The sequence below is a fragment of the Trueperaceae bacterium genome (genome assembly GCA_036381035.1).
Classification (GTDB): Bacteria; Deinococcota; Deinococci; order Deinococcales; family Trueperaceae; genus DASRWD01.
Window position 1 is genome coordinate 44253 of sequence record DASVDQ010000130.1, and the last position, 17834, is coordinate 62086.

Genomic DNA, 17834 nt, shown 5'->3' on the forward strand with positions numbered 1-17834 from the left:
CGTTACCCGCTAGATGGTTCCCAAAGAGAGCTCAACGGGCCCGAAGTCGCCTCGGCTCGGTACCTCGTCTAGCGTGACGGTGAGAAGGTCACCGGAACTGACTCGGCCCTCGCCCGCGATGTCCACGTGAGCGCGTAGCGTCAGAATCTGGGACGGGTCCACCTCAGGCACCTCCAGATCGAACCGTATGCGCCCGTTCGGCACCAGCGTTACGTTCTGTATCCGTTGCTCCGCGACCACTTCCGAGGCGACGTCCATGAGCGTGGTGTCCCTGACTTCGACGAGCACGAGCTTGGCCGTGGTGGTTGGAACATTGCCCGGCAGAAGCAGTTCACCGAAGACTCGCCTCATGCCGAAGCGCCAATTGACGAACCGGATTCGTCCAGTTTGGCAAGGAGTTCGGCCACGGCGTCGCTGATAGGCAGGCCGGTTCGGTGCTCGACGAAGAGCCACTGCCCGGCTGGGTTGACTTCGAAGAAGTAGTACTCACCATCACTAGTGCGGCGCATATCGATCGCGCCATAGGTCAATCCCAGCCGGCGCTGAAGCAATAGGATGGCTTGCTCCAGGCTGTGTGGGAGTCTTATGGGCCGGACGTCGGCCTCACCGATCACCATCCGCATGTCTACAGGGTAGGACGCGCTCCTGGCATCGATCTCAGCGGCAAAGATCGACTCGCCGACGACAGTAATACGCAAATCGACCCCTGGTATGTATTCCTGGAAGATCACCGGGGCCAGGCGGACACTCTCCAGTCGCTCCAGGTCCTCTTTCTCGACGAGCCGCGTCTCGCGCCACGCTTCATACGATGCGAGGAAGGCCTTGAATACCGTCCTTCTCCCTCCATTGGACGCGATGAACATCCGTGCCGCGTCCGGACGGTTGGTTACCAGCGTGCGAGGAATCTTGAACCCTAGTTCCAGGGCCCTGGTCCACTGCAACGGCTTGTGGTGCGCAGCCGCATCGGCAGACCGGTCATTTACCCAAGTACTGCGTAGGGAATCGAGCATGCCGTTCACAGCCTGAGACGTCTCGCTCTCCGCAAACGCCCTGTCGTGCGGTGAGGGCATCCTAGGCTCGACGACGAACGGACGCACTCGTCGCCACCAGCACACTTTGGCCTCGAGAAGCTCCCGTTGGACCGGCAGGTCCCCGACGAGGAACTCGGGACGTTCGTCGACCGACCACGTCAGCTGCATTCCCGACGCCGGCAAGGTCCCGAGATCAAGTATGGCAACGTCCCGCCCTCTAGCCTCCAGCCGGCGCACTACTTCGACCGTGTGGTCCTCTTCTGGATATGAGATGACCAGGATCACTTGGGCACTTAACCCTAGCCTCGCCTTAGCATCGCCAGCTGAGCAAGCGCGTTCTCGTAGGTCGAGGCCAGCTGCGATCTCTGCTGGTCTAGAAGGGCAAGTGCTTCGGCCATCTGCTGGACCTGCCCCTCCAGCGCTGACGCAGCGTAGGTAGGCATCGCGTTCATGGGGAGCCCGGAGCCGGCCATGGCAAGCGCCGCGGGCGCTCGACTGGGGGCTCCAACGACGAAGGGAGACAACCCCTGCTGTATTTGGCCGAGGATGATCTCCAGTCCTGGGATCGTAATCGGCAGGGGGTCAGAGCCCAGGCCCTTGACCGGCTCGATCGGATCCCTACCGGCCTCCTTCAAAGTCGGGTCGTAATAGACCTCCTTGAACGTGTCCTGAATCGGGTCCTTGGTTAGCTCCTTGATCGTCTCAGGTATCGGGTCTTTGGGGAGCTCTTTGATCGTCTCAGGTATCGGGTCTTTGGGGAGCTCCTTGATCGTCTCCGGAATCGGGTCCTTTCGGATCTCCTTAATGGTTTCCCCCAGTGGGTCCTTCGGGAGCCCCTTGACTGGTTCCTGGATGGGTTCTTTCACCGGCTCCTTCGGGAGAGCCTTCCAACTCGGACCAAGCGGATACATCATATGGACGCCTTGGATGTCGCCTTGCGACAGGCCAGACCTTTGGCCCATCGTCACCCCGACCGGAATCGGCTGCCGCGGAACGATAGTCGGTTGGCCGTTCATGGAGAAGGCGTCTGGGGGATAATGCATGATCGATCCGTAGTCGTACGGACCGAGGTCGTCCCCATCGGCTATGTGCTGCGCGAAGTTGTGCTGCATAGCCGGTTCGATGTTCTCCCACCGAATCTCTACGAAGACATCTCTGTCTTCGCGGCTGTGCTCATGCCACAAACCCACGGCATGGCCGATCTCATGAATCACGTTGCCAGTACCGCATCCGCTCTCCAAAGTGATGTCCTGTGGCCCTCCGCGCCGGCCGACTTTAGATGAGCAACCAGCACCCGGAACGAAGCGAACGAAATCGCTGTATTGGTTCGAATTTGCTGGCGTACGCTCGACGAAGTTGATACGCGTGTTCGCCACCCAGTGTGCGATCGCGTCAGTCACACGTTTGGGGTTTGGAAGTGCAGGATCGATCTCGTATGGAATCGTGGCATTGGGCCAACGGAACTGTTGGCCGGTAATCCCGATCGAACGCAATGCGGCCCCTGCGTCCGACTCCACTTCCTCAACGGTGCCCAAGACGATGTCGCCCTCGAAGATCGCTAACCCGTCGACGTTCGCGTACTGCAGGGCTTTGCGGGCAAACGTCACGCCCTGGATCAAGGCGGTGCCGGCAACGGGGCCGGACCTGAACTCGCCACCGCCCATCGCTTCGCCCCGGTCTTGCGCCGTCGTCCGCTTGGTGCTTCGCTTTCCCGAACCCTGGGCCATCTCCAACCCCCTAACGGACTGGACTACTAGCACCACAACAGAGTTGCAAAGTGCTATGGCTAGTGTCGAAGCTATAGCTGCAGAAGCGCTATCTGGCTACACGCGGGCCAATCCTTGAGGTCCTCCCCCCTGCCAGAGAGCAACGCAGGGCACCCGAAGGCTCATCAGGACGCAAAAAAGATTGTCTAAAGAACGGTTGGCAAGATCGCGATGGCTCTAGTGCAGTATGCGAATGCCTACTGGGACGTTAGCACATCTACTACGTGCAATCAATACCGATGCGCGCGATGGCCAGGGTCGCGCTGGGGCCCGAGGCACTCGGATGCCGACCCAATGTGCTGTCGGTAAGATAGCTAAGGTCAAGTGCCAGTCGCCTGAGCCAGCCTAGCTGTCAGTGCGATACAGCTCCACCTAAGACTTCCGCTGAACCGATCCGAAACCGCGAGTGCCCCGTGAACGATGAGATCGCTGAAGAGGTCCACCCATCACGGGGACAGCCTGTACGGAGGTGCTTGAAGAGGTTCTCGCAATCATTACTGGTGCTCTCGCGAACTGCCGGCCCATTGAGGTGATCGAGCGGCGTCTGTCACGGTCGGCCCGGGCAATGTCGCCCAGATGGTCGGAAGCTGGTGAAGAGGTGCTGCGCTGGGGCGAACCGCCGGCCAGCCGTCGGGCGCGTGACTGACCTTTCGAGAAGGCTAGGAGTCCACAGCCCTGCCTGAGGACTGCCCGCCAGCGAAGGTGTGGTGAGGACTCAAGCTGGCCGTGCCTGGATACCTCCAGTCGTTGTGCCAACTAGCTGCCTTCGCCGAAGCGAGACCGTACCGACACGAGAGTCCACCCATATACTGCGCCGTGGTAGACCGAGCGAGGCTCCTGGGCCCGCCGGCCGTCGTCGACGGCGTCGAGGCCACCTCGCTCCCACCCGGCAAGTGCACGGCAGTTCTCTGCTACCTCGCCCACCACAATGGGACTGGGTGGGGCGCGAGGACCTCCTGCTGCCTCTGTGGCCCGACAAGGGCTAGAACCACGCTCGCAGCAGCCTCCGTCAGCTCATCGCCAGTCTGCGGCGCCTGTCACACGCGGCCGTCCTCGCCGCCGAGCCCACCCGACTGAGGTCGGACATCTCCACCGACGTCCGCGCATTCCAGGACGCCTTGTCGCGAGGTGACCACGCCGCGGCCGTCGCTCGCTACGTAGGTCCGCTGCTCTCCGGGTTCCGCGCCCCCGAGGCGCCGGAGTTCGAGAGCTGGCTCGAGCTGGAGCGCGAGAGCCTGCACGGACGCTGGCGTCGGGCCGCGCTCGAGCTCGCGGAGGAGCGGCTCGGCGAGGGCCGCCCCGCGAAGGCCGCCGACCTGCTCGGGCCGGTGCTGCGCGCGGACCAGTTCGACGAGGAGGTCGTGCGCTCCCGGCTGCGCGCGCTGGCCGCCGCCCACGGTCCAGGCGAGGCCCTGGCCAGCTTCGAGCGCTTCCGCGCCCGACTGGCCGAGGAGATGGACGGGGAGCCCGAGGAACGCACCCTCGAGCTGTTGGAGGCCGTGCGCAACGGGGAGGTCTCGATGGCCCCGGCGACCGCGGCGGCGCGCCCGTCCCGAGGCCGGCAGCAGCCGCGTCCACCGGCCCATCCCACGCCCTTCGTGGGCCGCGCCACGGAGCTCGAGCTCCTGGCGGCGCGCCTGCGGACGGCGACCTGCCGCGTCTTCACGCTGCTCGGACCGGGCGGGATGGGCAAGACGCGGCCGGCGCTCGAGCTGGTGTCCCGGCTGCAGGACGCGTTCCCCGGGGGCGTCGCATACGCGCCGCGGGCGGGGGTGGGACGGTCGACGATGTCACTCCCGCCCTCGCCGGTGCGCTGGGGATGCTCGTCGGTCCCCAGGGCGACCCGCTCGGACAGGTGACGTCGCACCTCGAGGACCGGGAGCTGCTGCTGGTCCTCGACGACCTCGAGCACCTCGCGGGCGTGCCGGCGGTACTCGCCGCGCTCATATACAGGGCGCCCCGCGTGACGTTGCTCGGCACGAGCCGCGAGAGGCTCGGCCTGCCGGCCGAGAACCTCCACGACGTCGAGGGCCTGTCAATCCCGCCTCAGGGGCGGCGACGTCGCCGACTACGACTCCGTGGCGCTGTTCGTCGATACCGCGACACGGGCCCACGATGCCTTCGCGCTCACCGCGGCGAACGCCTCCAGCGTCGCCCGCGTCTGCCGGCTGACGGGTGGTCTGCTCCCGGCGCTGGAGCTGGCGACGAGCTGGCTGCGGGTGCTGACCGTCTCGCAGGTCGCCGACGAGCTGGACCGCGGCATCGAGCTGCTGGAGACGACGGATACGCCCGGCAAGGCCAGGCATCGCAGCGTGAGGGCCACCTCCCGAGGGTCCTGGGAGTGTCTCTGCGGTGCCGAGAGCCGCGCTCTGCGCGCGCTCTCGGTGTTCCGAGGCGGCTTCACGCGCGAGACCGCAAACGAGGTCGCCGGCGCCGGACTGCCCCTGCTGCTCGTCCTGCGGAACACGTCGTACCTGGCTCTGGACGCGTCCGGCCTGTTCGCCCAGCACCCGCTGCTGGAGGGGCAGGACCATAGGGCGGTCCACGGCTACCGCCTCGAGCTGCTCGAGAACCGGGCGCTGCTCCACTACCTGCGCGACGACGTGGCCGGCGCAACGGCGGCGCTCGCGAGCCTCTGCGAGCTCGACGAGGCGGGCGGCGCAGACCTGCGCGCCAGGCTGGCGCTGGACGGGTCCGACACGCGGGCTCCCCGCCGTCTGGCGCACGCCGCCCTGCAGAGTGCGCACGCGGGCATCGCGGTCAAGGACAGGCTCAACTTCGGGGGCGGGGCCAGGCTGCTCCTGGCGGAGGCGATGGCGGACGAGCCGACGACGGCGCGCGGTCACCTGGTCGAGACCCTGCGCATATCGCACCGGCACAGGTTCGTCCCGGTGGCGCTCGACGCCTTCGTGACCGCCTCCCTGCTCGAGCCTACCGACGAGCTGTGGCCCCTGCTGCGCCTAGTCGCCGAGAGCCCGGCCGCAACGGCGCCGACGCGCAAGCGGGCGGCGGTGCTGCTCGGCGAACACCGGGGCGCCACACGAGGTTCGGTGGACCTGGGCGCCGAGGGCGCGGTCCTGGCCCGAGCGGAGGCGCTGGCGACGCGATAACGTGCTCGCTGAGTGCGTGGGGAGGTCGCCATGGCTCGGCCGCTGCTCGAGGTCTCACACCTGAGCCGCAGCTTCGGGGAACTGAAGGCCGTCAAGGACGTCTCGTTCACGATCCACGAGGGCGAGACGTACGGGCTGCTCGGTCCCAACGGCGCTGGCAAGACGACGACGATCTCGATGGTGTCCGGCGTGCTGCGCCGCGACGCCGGCGAGGTCAGGCTGGACGGGGTGCCCGTGCGGGCGACGGACACCGCCGGGCGCGCCGCCATAGGCCTGGTGCCGCAGGACCTGGCGATCTACCCCGACCTCACGGGCCGCGAGAACCTCGCCTTCTTCGGGCGCCTCTACGGCCTGGCGGGCGCCGAGCTGGCCCGGCGCGTGGACGAGGTCCTCGACCTCGTCGGCCTCGCCGACCGCGGACGGTCGCTGGCGCGCACCTACTCGGGCGGCATGAAGCGGCGCCTCAACATCGCCGTGGGGCTGCTGCACCGGCCCAAGCTGCTGATCCTCGACGAGCCGACCGTGGGCGTCGACCCGCAGTCGCGCAACGCGATCCTGGAGAGCGTCGAGCTGCTCGCGGGCGAGGGCGTGGCCGTGCTCTACACGACGCACTACATGGAGGAGGCCGAGAGGCTCTGTGACCGCGTGGGCATCATCGACGAGGGCGAGCTGAAGGCCGAGGGCACCCGGCGCGAGCTCGTCGACCTCGTCGGCGGCGAGGACGTCGTGCGGCTCGAGGCCGCGGGCGAGCTCGACGCGGCCGCGGCGGCGCTGCAGGAGCTCGACGGGGTGAAGAGGGTCGACGTCAAGGGCGGCGCCCTGCAGGTGATGGCGGCGGGCGCCGGGCGCCTGCTGCCAGGCATCGTGCGCACCGTCGCCGACGCCGGGGCCAGCGTCGCGCGCGTCGAGGTCAGCGAGCCGGACCTCGAGTCGGTGTTCCTGCACCTCACCGGCAAGGCCCTGAGGGACTGATGCGCGCCGCCCTCCTCGTGGCCGCCAAGGACCTGCGCCAGCGGCTGCGCGACCGCTCGCTGTTCATCTTCGGCGCCCTCGTGCCCTTCGTGCTGACCTTCATCTTCGACCTTCTGCTCGGCCCCGTCACCGGCGACGCGCCCTTCACGGCCCACCTGGGGCTCGTCGACCTCGACGGCTCCCTGGTGTCGCGCGGGATGCGCACCGCCCTGGACGCCGCCGCCGAGGCCGGCGTCGTCACGTGGGAGGAGCTGCCCGATCCAGGGGCGGCCCGCGACCGCGTCGGCGCCGGGGACCTGGGTGCCGCTATCGTCGTGCCGGCCGGCTTCGGCGCCGCGGTGCTGTCGGGCTCGCCCTCCGAGGTCACTGTGATCGGCGACCCCGACGAGGGCATCGCCGCCCAGGTGGCAGAGGGCGTCGCCGCCGCGTACGTCGGCCGCCTGAGCGCCGCCGGGCTGGCCAGCGCGGCGCTGGCCGACGCGGGCGTCACGGCCGTCCCGGGCCTCGTCCTCGCGCAGGTCGCCGCCGCGCCCGACCCCCTGACGCTCACGGCCGCGCCCACCTCGCCGCGGCAGCTCGACGTCACGACCTACTACGCCGCGGGCCTGGCCGCGTTCTTCGTGTTCTTCATCGTCCAGCTCGGCGTCGCCGGGCTCCTCGACGAGGAGCGCGACGGCACCCTGGCGCGGCTGCTGGCCGCCCCGGTCCCGCGCCGCGCCGTGCTGCTCGGCAAGGTCCTCGCGAGCGTCGCCATCGGCGTGCTCAGCATGGCGGTCCTGGCCGCGGCGAGCACCCTGGTCATGGGAGCCGAGTGGGGCGACCCGCTCGGCGTGGCGCTGCTCATCCTCGCGCTCGTGGCCGCCGCGGCCGGCGTGCTGATGCTCGTGGCGGGCCTGGCGCGCACGGCCGACGCGGCGGGCAACCTCCAGTCGATCATCGCGATCACGCTGGGCAGCGTGGGCGGGTCGTTCTTCCAGCTGCCGGCCCGGGAGGGCCTGCTGCGCTGGCTGCAGGGCGCCGCGCCGCACCACTGGTTCCTGCAGGGCCTGGGCGACCTCGCGGGGGGCGGCGGGGTGGGCGCGCTCGGCACCGAGCTGCTCGCCCTGGCCGCGTTCGCGCTGGTCGCCGGCGGCGTCGGCTGGGTCGCCCTCGAGAGGCGGCTGAACCGCTGATGCCAGGGGGCGTGGCCAAGGCCCTCGCGATCGCGCGAGCGAACCTCACGCGGTTCCTGCGCGACCGCTCGAACTACTTCTTCGTCTTCCTCTTCCCCATCGGCCTGATCCTGATCTTCGGCCTCACGTTCGGCGGCGACGAGGGCGTGGTCATCGGCGTCAGCGCCGGCCGAGAGCCGCTGGCGCAGCGTTTCGTGACCGCGCTCGAGGCGCGTCCTGACGTGGCCGTGGTGCGCGTGGACGACCAGGCCGAGCTGAGGGAGCGCGTCGAGCGCGGCGGGCTGACGGCCGGCGTGGTGGTGCCCGCGGGCCTGGCGGAGAGCCTGGCGGCGGGCGAGGGGCCCGAGCTGACGTTCCTGGCGGGCGCCGCCGGCGGCCAGTACCAGGTGGTCGTGGCGGCCGCCGTGAGCGACGTCGCCGAGCGCCTCAGGGCCGCCCGGTTCGTGGCCGACCGAGCGGGACTGCCCCTGGAGGAGGCCCTCGCGCGCGTCGACGACGCCGCCGCCCGGGGGCCGGCGCTGAGGGTCGCCCGTGAGTGGGTCGGCGAGAGCTCGTTCGGCGACGACGTCCAGACCTTCGACGTCGCCGCCGGCTCCCAGCTCGTCCTCTTCGTGTTCCTCACCGGCCTCACCGGCGCCGCGCCCCTGATCCAGAGCCGCCAGCTCGGCGTGAGCCGGCGCATGCTCGGCTCGCCGACGTCCCCGGCGACGATCGTGGTCGGCGAGGCGCTGGGCCGCTACGCGACCGCCCTGTTCCAGGGCGTTTACATCATGGCGGCCACGCGGCTCCTGTTCGGCGTCGAGTGGGGCGACCTCGCGGCGGCCGTGGCGCTGCTCGCCGTCTTCGCCGCCGTGGCGGCCGGCGCCGCCATGCTCGTGGGGTCGACGTTCGCGAACGACCAGGCCGCCTCGGGCGTCTCGATCATGCTCGGCCTGGGCCTGGCCGCGCTCGGCGGCGCGATGGTGCCCCTCGAGATCTTCGGCCCGACGATGCGCAGCGTGGCCAAGGTCGTGCCCCACTCCTGGGCGGTGGAGGGCTACGCCGCGCTGCTGCGCCACGGCGGCGGGCTCCTCGACGTCCTGCCGCACCTCGGCGTGCTCGCTGCGTTCGCCGTCGTCCTGTTCGCCCTGGCGGCGTGGCGCTTCCGCGCGCGGCTGCTGGAGGGGTGAGGGCGCCTCGGCGTCGAGCCCTCGGCCGTACCCGAGAGCCCCGGCTCCTAGGGCCGTTCGCCGGCCACCGCCCCCACGTACGCGGCCAGGTGCCGGCCCGTGAGCGTCGAGCGCTGGGCGACGAGGTCGGCCGGCGTGCCCTCGAACACCACGCGTCCGCCGTCGTGGCCGGCGCCGGGGCCGAGGTCGATGATCCAGTCGGCGTGCGCCATGACGGCCTGGTGGTGCTCGATGACGATCACCGACTTGCCGGAGTCGACGAGCCTGTCGAGGAGCCTGAGGAGCTGCTCGACGTCGGCGAGGTGCAGGCCGCTGGTGGGCTCGTCGAGGACGTAGACGCCGCCCTTCTCGCCCATGTGCGTGGCCAGCTTCAGGCGCTGGCGCTCGCCGCCTGAGAGCGTGGTGAGGGGCTGGCCGAGCGCCAGGTAGCCGAGGCCGACGTCCGCGAGGCGCTCGAGGACCGCGTGCGCGGCCGGCGTGCGCGCCTCGCCGGCGCCGAAGAACTCCAGCGCCTCGGCCACGGGCATCTCGAGTACCTGGCTGATGTCCCGGCCGCCGAGCCGGTACTCGAGCACCTCGGCCTGGAACCTCCTGCCCTCGCAGACCTCGCAGGTCGTCACCACGCCCGCCATCATCGCCAGGTCCATGTAGACCACTCCGGCGCCGTTGCAGTTCGGGCAGGCCCCCTCCGAGTTCGGGCTGAAGAGGGAGGGCTTCACGCCGTTCGCCTTCGCGAACGCCTTGCGGATGGGGTCGAGGAGGCCCGTGTAGGTGGCGGGGTTGCTGCGCCGCGAGCCCTTGATCGCGCCCTGGTCGACGACGACCACGCCGTCCCTGCCGGCGACCGAGCCGTGGATCAGGGAGCTCTTGCCAGAGCCGGCCACGCCGGTGACGACGACCAGCACCCCGAGGGGTATGTCGACGTCGACGTCCTTGAGGTTGTTCGTGTTCGCGCCGCGCACCTCGAGCGCGCCCTTGGGCCGCCGCACCTCCTCCTTGAGCGCGGCGCGGTACTCGAGGTGGCGGCCCGTGAGCGTGCCGCTCGCGCGCAGGCCCTTGACGCTGCCCTCGTAGACGACCTCGCCGCCGGCCGAGCCGGCGCCGGGGCCGAGGTCGACGACGTGGTCGGCGATGGCGATGACCTCCGGCTTGTGCTCGACGACGAGCACCGTGTTGCCCTTGTCGCGCAGGGACAGGAGCAGCTCGTTCATCCGCTGGACGTCGTGCGGGTGGAGGCCCACGGTCGGCTCGTCGAAGACGTAGGTGACGTCGGTCAGCGCCGAGCCCAGGTGCCTGATCATCTTCGTCCGCTGCGCCTCGCCGCCCGACAGGGTGCCGGCCGCGCGGTCGAGCGAGAGGTAGCTGAGGCCGATCGCCACGAACGCGTCGAGGACGTCCTGCAGCTTGGCCAACAGCGGCGCCACCGACGGCTCGTCCAGGCCGCGGACCCACTCGGCGAGGTCGCTGACCTGCATCGCGCAGGCGTCGGCGATGCTGACCCCGCGGATCTTCGACGAGCGCGCCGCCTCGTTCAGCCTGGTGCCGCCGCAGTCCGGGCAGGGCACGAACGTCACGGCGCGCTCCACGAAGGCCCGCACGTGCGGCTGCAGCGACTCGGGGTCCTTGGAGAACGTCGACTTGTGCAGGCGCGAGATCAGGCCCTCGTAGGTGACGTTGATGCCCTCGACCTTGACCTTCGTCGGCTCCTTGTAGAGCAGGTCGTGGAGCTCGCGCTCGCTGTAGTCGCGGATGGGCTTGTCCGGGTCGAGGAAGCCGGCGGCGCGGTAGATGCGCCCGTACCAGCCGTCCATGGTGTAGCCGGGGACCTTGAGCGCGCCCTCGTTGAGCGACTTCGAGGCGTCGAAGAGCTGCGTGAGGTCGATGTCGGTGACGCGCCCGAGGCCCTCGCAGCGCGGGCACATCCCGCCGGTGACGGTGAAGGTGCGGCTCTCCGTGACCTTGCCGCCGCCCTTCTCCACGGTGATGGAGCCGCCGCCCGAGGCCGAGGCGATGTTGAACGAGAAGGCCTGCGCGGGCCCGATGTGCGGCTCGCCCAGGCGGCTGAACAGGATGCGCAGCAGCGCGTTCGCGTCGGTGGCCGTGCCCACCGTGGAGCGGGCGTTCGCGCCCATGCGCTCCTGGTCGACGATGATCGCCGTGGTGAGGCCCTCGAGGACGTCGACGTCCGGCCGGGCGAGGGCGGGCATGAAGCCCTGCACGAACGCCGAGTAGGTCTCGTTGATCATCCGCTGCGACTCGGCGGCGATGGTGTCGAACACCAGCGAGCTCTTGCCGGAACCCGAGACGCCGGTGAACACGGTCAGCCGGCGCTTGGGTATGGCGACGCTGACGTCCTTGAGGTTGTTCTCCCGCGCGCCCTGCACGCGGATCAGGTCGTGCCTGTCGGCCGGGTGGCGGTCCTCGGCACGGCGCTCCGGCTCGGTCCTCGTGGCGGTGGTCATCTGGCCTCCGTGGTCCGCGGTCGTCGGCTCGCTCTCTGCTACCTGTCGCCTTGGCCAGGCGAACCAGCCATCATAACCCGGAGGCCCGGGTCGGGACTCAGCTCACCGCCCGCTTCACCAGCGCCGCGAGCCTCTCCTCGACCTCCGGCGTCAGCTCCGTGACGGCGTAGGAGGCGGGCCACATCGGCCCGTCGTCGAGCCTGGCGATGTCGTTGAACCCGAACGTCGCGTACCTGGTGCCGAACTTGGCCGCCGGCTGCAGGAAGCAGAGGACCTTGCCGTCCTTGGCCCAGGCCGGCATGCCGTACCAGGTCCTCGGCTCCAGCTCCGGCGCCGCCTTCATGACGGCGGCGTGGAGCCTCTCGGCCATCGCGCGGTCGGGCTGCGGCAGCTCGGCGACCTTGGCCAGCAGGTCCTGCTCGCCGTCGGCCCTCTTCCCGTCGCGGCGCGCTTCGGCCCTCAGCTCGGCGGCGCGCTCCCTCATCGCGGCCTTCTCCTCGGCGGTGAAGCCGGTGCCGGCACCGCGCTGGATCCTCTTGTCGGCGCTCCGCTTCGGGGCGGTCTTGACAGCGTCCTTGGCGGCCATGTCGTCCTCCTCGCTCACCTCTCGGCGCGGGCGCGGTGCGACCCGCGTGGCGCCCGGCTGGGGCCGCGGGGGACGCGCCTCGTCGGGGCCTCTCCCTTAGGGCTCGCGCCGGCCCCTACCGGCGCTCCTGGATCCTCACCAGGTTGCCGGCGGGGTCGCGGAAGGCGCAGTCTCGCACGCCGTAGGGCTGGTTCGTGGGCTCCTGCACGACCTCGGCGCCGCTGGCTTCGAGCCGCGCGAACACGGCGTCGAGGTCGCGCGCCGCCAGGTTGATGCTGGCGTAGGTGCCCTTGGCCATCATCTCGGCCACGACGCGTCGCTCGTCCTCGGTGAGCCCGGGCGTCGCCTCGGGCGGGTAGAGGACTATCGAGGTCTCGGGCTGGCCCGCCGGCCCCACCGTGATCCAGTGCATGCCCTGGTACTCGACGTCGTTGCGGACCTCGAAGCCCAGCCCGTCGCGGTAGAACCTCAGGGCGGCCTCTGGGTCGTCTTGCGGGAGCATCGCGGAGTGGATGGTTATGTCCATGCCCGCGACTATAGGGTCGGGGTCGCCTCCCGCGCTTCTCGATTCCTGATCGGCCGCGTGACCTGCTTCGCCACGCAGGGCGGCACGCCGTGCATCTGCCCGGCGAAGCGCTGCCTGTACACGCTGGGCGGCACGCCGACGAGCTCGGTGAAGCGCGTGCTGAAGGTGCCGAGGGACGAGCAGCCGACCTCGAAGCAGACGTCGGTCACGCTCATGTCGCCGCGGCGGAGCAGGGCCATCGCCCGCTCGATGCGCCGCGTCATCAGGTAGGAGTAGGGCGACTCGCCGAACGCCGCCTTGAACCGCCGGCTCAGGTGGCCGGCGGACATGCTCGCGTCGCGGGCGAGCGTCTCGACGTTGAGGGGCCGGGCGTACTCCCTGTCGATGCGGTCGCGCACGCGGCGCAGCACGACGAGCTCGCGCAGGCGGTCGGCCTCGGCCGGGCTCCGTGCCATGCGGCGATGGTGCCACGGACCGCCAGCCAAGTCCAGCGCAGCGACCGCCGGCACAGCAGATCGTGACGCCGAGGCTCTAGGCTCCTCCCACCCCGCCAACCTGCACCGCGTCTCGCCCACGGCCTCGGGGAGAGGGGATGGGGCTGCATGAACCTGCCTCGCATCGTCATATCCGTGCTCGGCTTCCTGGCAGTACTGACGTTCTCGGTGCTCGCGTTCTCGCACGCGGTGAGCATGATCGGTGCGGTGAGGCAGTGCCCGCGGCCGGCCGCCGCCTCCCAGGCGTCCCCGGCGCAGCCGTCTCTCGCCCAGGAGGGGCCGCAGGACGAGGGTCAGGGCGAGGGTCCGGCCCGGGACGAGGACCTGGGCCAGGGCGGAAGCCAGCCACGGGGTCAGGGCGCGCCGGCTCAGGGGGAGGGCCAGGGCCAGGCGGACCAGCCGTGCCGGTCGCCCGTCGTCGGCGACTTCACGCGGTGGACCATGTCCAGCCTCGGCGCGGCGGTCACGACCCTCGTGGGCGGCTTCCTCGGGCTCTCCGGCCTCACCTACAAGAACGAGGTGAACGAGCGCCGCGAAGGAGCCTTGAGGCGCACGCTGAGCAGCACGGGTGGCGGGAGCGCCCTGCTCGGGGTGTTCCTGTGGGTCTCCTCAGGCCTCTACGTGGCTGTGCTCCTCTTCGCCCTGGGCACGATGGTCTGGCTGGACACACGCATGGCGAGCGACGGAGTGGCGCTGGCCCAGTCGCCCAACCTGCTGCGCGAGCTGGCGGCGACGGGTGTGGGGCTCCTCTTGGCGGCGATCGCGGTGCTGGGGCAGACCTCGTCGGACGGTCAGCCGAGCACGTAGTAGCCGGCTCCACCCCGCCCCGCTACTGGCGACAGGGGCTGGTGCGGCTCACGACCTCGAAGCGCGGCAGCTCGCCGGGCACGGGCTCGTACGTCACGCGGGTGTGCGTGATCGGGTCGTCGTGAGCGAGGTAGGAGCCGCAGTAGTCGGCGAAGACCTCGCCGAAGTCGTAGACGAGGCGGGGCTCGCCGCCCCCGAAGGCCCAGAGGCTGGCGTACCGCTGCACCGAGCCCTGGCCGAACTCGTCGGTGATGAGCACGGCCTCGAGCAGCCCGTCGAGGTCGACGTCCTGGACGACGTAGACGTTGGCGCGGCGCCGCATGCTGACGAGCGCCTCGGACCCCTCGTAGAGCACGAGCGCGCCCGGCAGCGGGCTCTCCTCGACGTCGTCGCAGCGCCTGAAGCGCACGCTCACGAGGGCCTGCTCGGCCCCGTCGCGGGTGAAGCTGCCCAGCGCCCGCGACGCGACCGTCGGGGTGAGCCAGTGGACGACGCCGGCGACGCAGTCCTCGCGCGAGGCGCCCACGCCCAGGGCCGCCGGGACCACGGCCAGCTCGGCCTCGCTCAGGCCGCTCTGCCCCTGGCGCGCGATGGGGGTCATCTCGGTGTCGAACAGGAGCACGCCTTGGTCCTCGGCGTGGGCCGACGAGGCGACCAGGCAGGCGAACGCGACGGCCAGGCGCAGGGCGCACGAGCCGGCCGGGCTGCTGCGCATATCGTCGGTCACGATAACCGCGGCGCCCACCCACGGCCGCTCGCCCGGAGACGGACGCCTTGGCGAGGGCGCGGACCGGCGGGCCCGGGGGGCACAGGGCGACGGCGCTCGGAGCGCGCGCCGCAGGCGGCCGCCCACCGGCGCGCGACACGGAAGGAGGCGCCCCGGACGCGGGGCGCCTCCCCTCAGACGTGCGAGCCTCAGCGGTACGGGATGGGCGTGGGACGCTCCACGAGGCCGATCGGGCGGGCCGTCGAGGCGGCGCGCAGGCTGCCGGCGGGCGGCACGTCGTACTCGTCGACGACGAGGTAGTTGACGTCGTAGCCGAGGTCGGCCAGGCTCCCCGCCGTGATCGCGCTGACCGGGTTCTCCCCGTCGTCGAGGAAGCCGGTCATGACCTCGTTCACGTAGGTGTCCTCGTCCCAGTGGCCGCAGGCGGTGCCGGGGCCGCCGTCGGTCTCGACCAAGAGCTGGTCGGGGACGCCGCCCGCCTCGACGTGCCGCGCGTTGGCCTCCGCCCCGACGAACCGGCTCGTCGCCGGCGGCGCCGCCGAGTTGCAGGGGGCGTCGAGGTACATGCCGGGGCCCTGCCACAACGTGCCGATGCCGAGCACGTGCCCCATCTCGTGGAGGATCACCGCCTGCAGCGAGCCATCCGCCTCGAGGGCGGCGATGTCGGCCGAGTCGAACGACATCACGCCGGTGAACGGCAGGTGGGGCGTGGTGGGGAAACGGTACCAGCACGGTCCGGCGAAGCCCAGCCGCTTGCCGGGACCGTCGTCGGGAGCGACCTGCGCGAAGATCACGACGTCGTCGACGTCCTCGTTCACCAAGTCGGGGTGACCGCAGGCGCTCCCGTCCACGGAGACGTTGACCATGTCGGGCAGGTCGCCCACGATCAGCTCCGACCAGCGCGCCGCGGCGGCCTCGAACACGGCCTGCTGCGAAGGCGTGGGCAGCGTCGCGCCGAAGTACCTCACCTCGATGTCGAACCCGCTGGGGAGGGTGTCGTGGCAGGTGATCGAGACCGCTACGGTCTTCGGCCCCACGCCGGCCTCGTTGTGCGTGATCGTGACGGTCTCGTCGTACTCGACGGTGCTGTCCTGCGGTGGGCACTCGGCGGTGACGGTGACGGTGTTCTGCTCGCCGACGTCCAAGGAGGCCGCGGTGGTGTCGACCGTCAGCCAGGACGCCGAGGTCGAGAGCTGGACCTTCAGGGTCGCCGAGCCCACGTTCCTGACGACGAACTGGTCGGACTTCTGGTGGCCCTCGGTCGTCTCCCCGAGGTCCAGCGCCGTCCTCGACAAGGTCAGGTGCGGCTGCGGGCCGGGGCCGGTGTTGCAGGCCGTGACGGCCAGGCCAACGACGAGGCAAGCGGCAAGCGAACGAGCGCGACTAGGTTCCACTTACGTGGTCCTCCCTCCGCTTTCTGGCAGGCGAGCCACGCTACCCCGCCGGGCCGGCGAACGTCGGGGAGTCTTACACTCCGGCCCCCTCCAGCGGTTAGGGTCTGCGGATGCAGGAGATCGTGCGGAAGGTCCTCACGGCTCGCGTCTACGACGTGGCCATCGAGTCGCCTCTCGACCTCATGCCGCGGCTCAGCGAGCGCCTCGGGCGGCCGGTGAGGCTGAAGCGCGAGGACCTGCAGCCGGTCTTCTCCTTCAAGCTCCGCGGCGCCTACAACAAGGTCGCCGGCCTGAGCGCCGAGTCGAAGCGCGCCGGCGTGATCTGCGCCTCGGCCGGCAACCACGCCCAGGGCGTCGCGGTCGCCGCGGCGCGCCACGGCGTCAAGGCCACCGTGGTGGTACCCGTCACCACGCCGGACATCAAGGTGCAGGCGATAAGGCGCCTGGGCGCGAAGGTCGTGGTGCACGGCGAGGGCTACGACGACGCCTACGTCCACGCCCGCGCTCTCGAGGAGGAGAGCGGGGCGGCCTTCGTCCACCCGTTCGACGACCCCGAGGTCATCGCCGGCCAGGGCACGATAGGCGTCGAGCTGCTGCGCCAGCACCCCGAGCCGCTGGAGGCGCTGTTCCTGCCCATCGGCGGCGGGGGCCTGGCGGCCGGGGTCGCCACGCTCGTCCGCAACCTCAGCCCCGAGGTGCGCCTGGTGGGCGTCGAGCCCGAGGACGCCGCCTCGATGCGAGCGGCCTTCGCGCACGGCGGGCCCGTGACGCTGCCGGAGGTGGGCCTCTTCGCCGACGGCGTGGCGGTGCGGCGCGTGGGCGACCTCACCTACCGGCTCTGCCGCGACGCGCTCGACGAGATCGTCACCGTCGACACCGACGCGATCTGCGCGGCCATCAAGGACGTCTACGAGAACTGCCGCGCGATCGCCGAGCCGGCCGGCGCCGTCGCGCTGGCCGGGCTGAAGGCGTACGCCGCGCGGGTCGGTCCGGGCGAGGGCGGCCTCGCCGCCGTCCTGTCGGGCGCGAACCTGAACTTCGACAGGCTCCGGCACGTGGCCGAGCGCGCCGAGCTGGGCGAGGGGCTCGAGGCGCTGCTCGCCGTGGGCATGCCGGAGCGGCCCGGCAGCTACCGCCGCTTCATCACCCTGCTCGACGGGCGCATGGTCACGGCCTTCAGCTACCGCTTCGCCGACCCGGAGCTAGCGCGGATCTTCGTGGGCGTGGCCCTGCGCGAGGGGCAGCGGGAGAAGCGCGAGCTCATAGAGCGCATCGGCGCCGGCGGGTTCGACGTCATCGACCTCAGCGACGACGAGACGGCGAAGACGCACACGCGCTACCTCGTCGGCGGCAGGGCGCGAGCCGTGCGGCACGAGCGGATCTTCAGCTTCGAGTTCCCCGAGAGGCCCGGCGCGCTGCTGCGGTTCCTGGAGAGCCTCCACCCCAGCTGGAACGTCACGCTGTTCCACTACCGCTACCACGGCGCCGACTACGGCCACGTCCTGGCCGGCATCGAGGCGCCGCCCTCGCAGGACGAGGAGCTGCGCCGCGCCCTCGACGGCCTCGCCTACCCGTACGAGGAGGTCACCGACGACGTGTCGGTGCGGCTGTTCCTGCG

General features: G+C 70.6%; 16 protein-coding genes. 7 read left to right on the forward strand and 9 right to left on the reverse strand.

Going from position 1 to position 17834, the window contains the following annotated elements; genetic code table 11:
• Window positions 1–9 precede the first annotated feature (9 nt).
• From VF202_14565 to legP, 3 genes are read right to left on the reverse strand one after another with little or no spacing between them, the layout of a single operon-like run.
• Window positions 10–351, reverse strand: a complete 342-nt coding sequence (locus tag VF202_14565; GenBank protein ID HEX7041336.1) for a YbaY family lipoprotein — start codon at window positions 349–351, stop codon at window positions 10–12.
• Window positions 348–1316, reverse strand: a complete 969-nt coding sequence (locus VF202_14570) for a hypothetical protein (GenBank protein ID HEX7041337.1) — start codon at window positions 1314–1316, stop codon at window positions 348–350. Before VF202_14570 ends, VF202_14565 begins: the two co-directional genes overlap by 4 nt.
• 14 nt (window positions 1317–1330) lie before the next feature.
• Window positions 1331–2758 (reverse strand): Dot/Icm T4SS effector Zinc-dependent metalloprotease LegP, encoded by a 1428-nt coding sequence (gene legP, locus VF202_14575; GenBank protein HEX7041338.1) that lies wholly within the window; start codon window positions 2756–2758, stop codon window positions 1331–1333.
• Between the two features lie 1157 nt (window positions 2759–3915).
• Between legP and VF202_14580 the strand changes: the two genes are divergently transcribed.
• From VF202_14580 to VF202_14600, 5 genes are all read left to right on the forward strand, one after another.
• Entirely contained in the window at window positions 3916–4656 is a 741-nt protein-coding gene (locus VF202_14580) for a bacterial transcriptional activator domain-containing protein (protein HEX7041339.1), read from the forward strand.
• 219 nt (window positions 4657–4875) lie between these two features.
• A complete protein-coding gene (locus VF202_14585; GenBank protein HEX7041340.1) occupies window positions 4876–5907 on the forward strand; it encodes a hypothetical protein in 1032 nt (343 codons plus the stop codon).
• A 30-nt stretch (window positions 5908–5937) separates the two neighbouring features.
• Entirely contained in the window at window positions 5938–6879 is a 942-nt protein-coding gene (locus tag VF202_14590; protein HEX7041341.1) for an ABC transporter ATP-binding protein, read from the forward strand.
• Window positions 6879–8051: an ABC transporter permease gene (locus VF202_14595; protein ID HEX7041342.1), complete on the forward strand. Its 1173-nt coding sequence runs from the start codon at window positions 6879–6881 to the stop codon at window positions 8049–8051. Before VF202_14590 ends, VF202_14595 begins: the two co-directional genes overlap by 1 nt.
• The gene (locus VF202_14600; protein ID HEX7041343.1) at window positions 8051–9220 is read left to right on the forward strand and encodes an ABC transporter permease; all 1170 of its coding nucleotides are present in this window, start codon (window positions 8051–8053) and stop codon (window positions 9218–9220) included. Before VF202_14595 ends, VF202_14600 begins: the two co-directional genes overlap by 1 nt.
• A 47-nt stretch (window positions 9221–9267) precedes the next feature.
• On the opposite strand, the gene VF202_14605 is transcribed toward VF202_14600, so the two are convergent.
• From VF202_14605 to VF202_14620, 4 genes are all read right to left on the reverse strand, one after another.
• Window positions 9268–11682 carry an excinuclease ABC subunit UvrA gene (locus tag VF202_14605; protein ID HEX7041344.1) on the reverse strand — a complete coding sequence of 805 codons (2415 nt, stop codon included), beginning with the start codon at window positions 11680–11682 and terminating at the stop codon, window positions 9268–9270.
• 97 nt (window positions 11683–11779) lie between these two features.
• Window positions 11780–12268: a DUF1801 domain-containing protein gene (locus VF202_14610; GenBank protein ID HEX7041345.1), complete on the reverse strand. Its 489-nt coding sequence runs from the start codon at window positions 12266–12268 to the stop codon at window positions 11780–11782.
• Window positions 12269–12383: 115 nt separating this feature from the next.
• Window positions 12384–12794, reverse strand: coding sequence for a VOC family protein (locus VF202_14615; protein HEX7041346.1), 411 nt, complete (start codon window positions 12792–12794; stop codon window positions 12384–12386).
• Between the two features lie 8 nt (window positions 12795–12802).
• Window positions 12803–13249 carry a helix-turn-helix transcriptional regulator gene (locus VF202_14620; protein ID HEX7041347.1) on the reverse strand — a complete coding sequence of 149 codons (447 nt, stop codon included), beginning with the start codon at window positions 13247–13249 and terminating at the stop codon, window positions 12803–12805.
• 147 nt (window positions 13250–13396) lie between these two features.
• Here VF202_14620 and VF202_14625 point away from each other — a divergent pair, with 147 nt between their 5' ends.
• Complete coding sequence (locus VF202_14625; GenBank protein HEX7041348.1) at window positions 13397–14095, forward strand: hypothetical protein; 699 nt, start codon at window positions 13397–13399, stop codon at window positions 14093–14095.
• A gap of 22 nt (window positions 14096–14117) precedes the next feature.
• Here the strand turns inward: VF202_14625 and VF202_14630 are convergent, their stop codons facing one another.
• A complete protein-coding gene (locus VF202_14630; GenBank protein HEX7041349.1) occupies window positions 14118–14810 on the reverse strand; it encodes a hypothetical protein in 693 nt (230 codons plus the stop codon).
• 200 nt (window positions 14811–15010) lie between these two features.
• Window positions 15011–16216, reverse strand: a complete 1206-nt coding sequence (locus VF202_14635) for a leishmanolysin-related zinc metalloendopeptidase (protein HEX7041350.1) — start codon at window positions 16214–16216, stop codon at window positions 15011–15013.
• A gap of 110 nt (window positions 16217–16326) precedes the next feature.
• Here VF202_14635 and ilvA point away from each other — a divergent pair.
• Window positions 16327–17834: threonine ammonia-lyase, biosynthetic (gene ilvA / locus VF202_14640; protein HEX7041351.1), on the forward strand; the 1508-nt coding region annotated here is incomplete at its 3' end.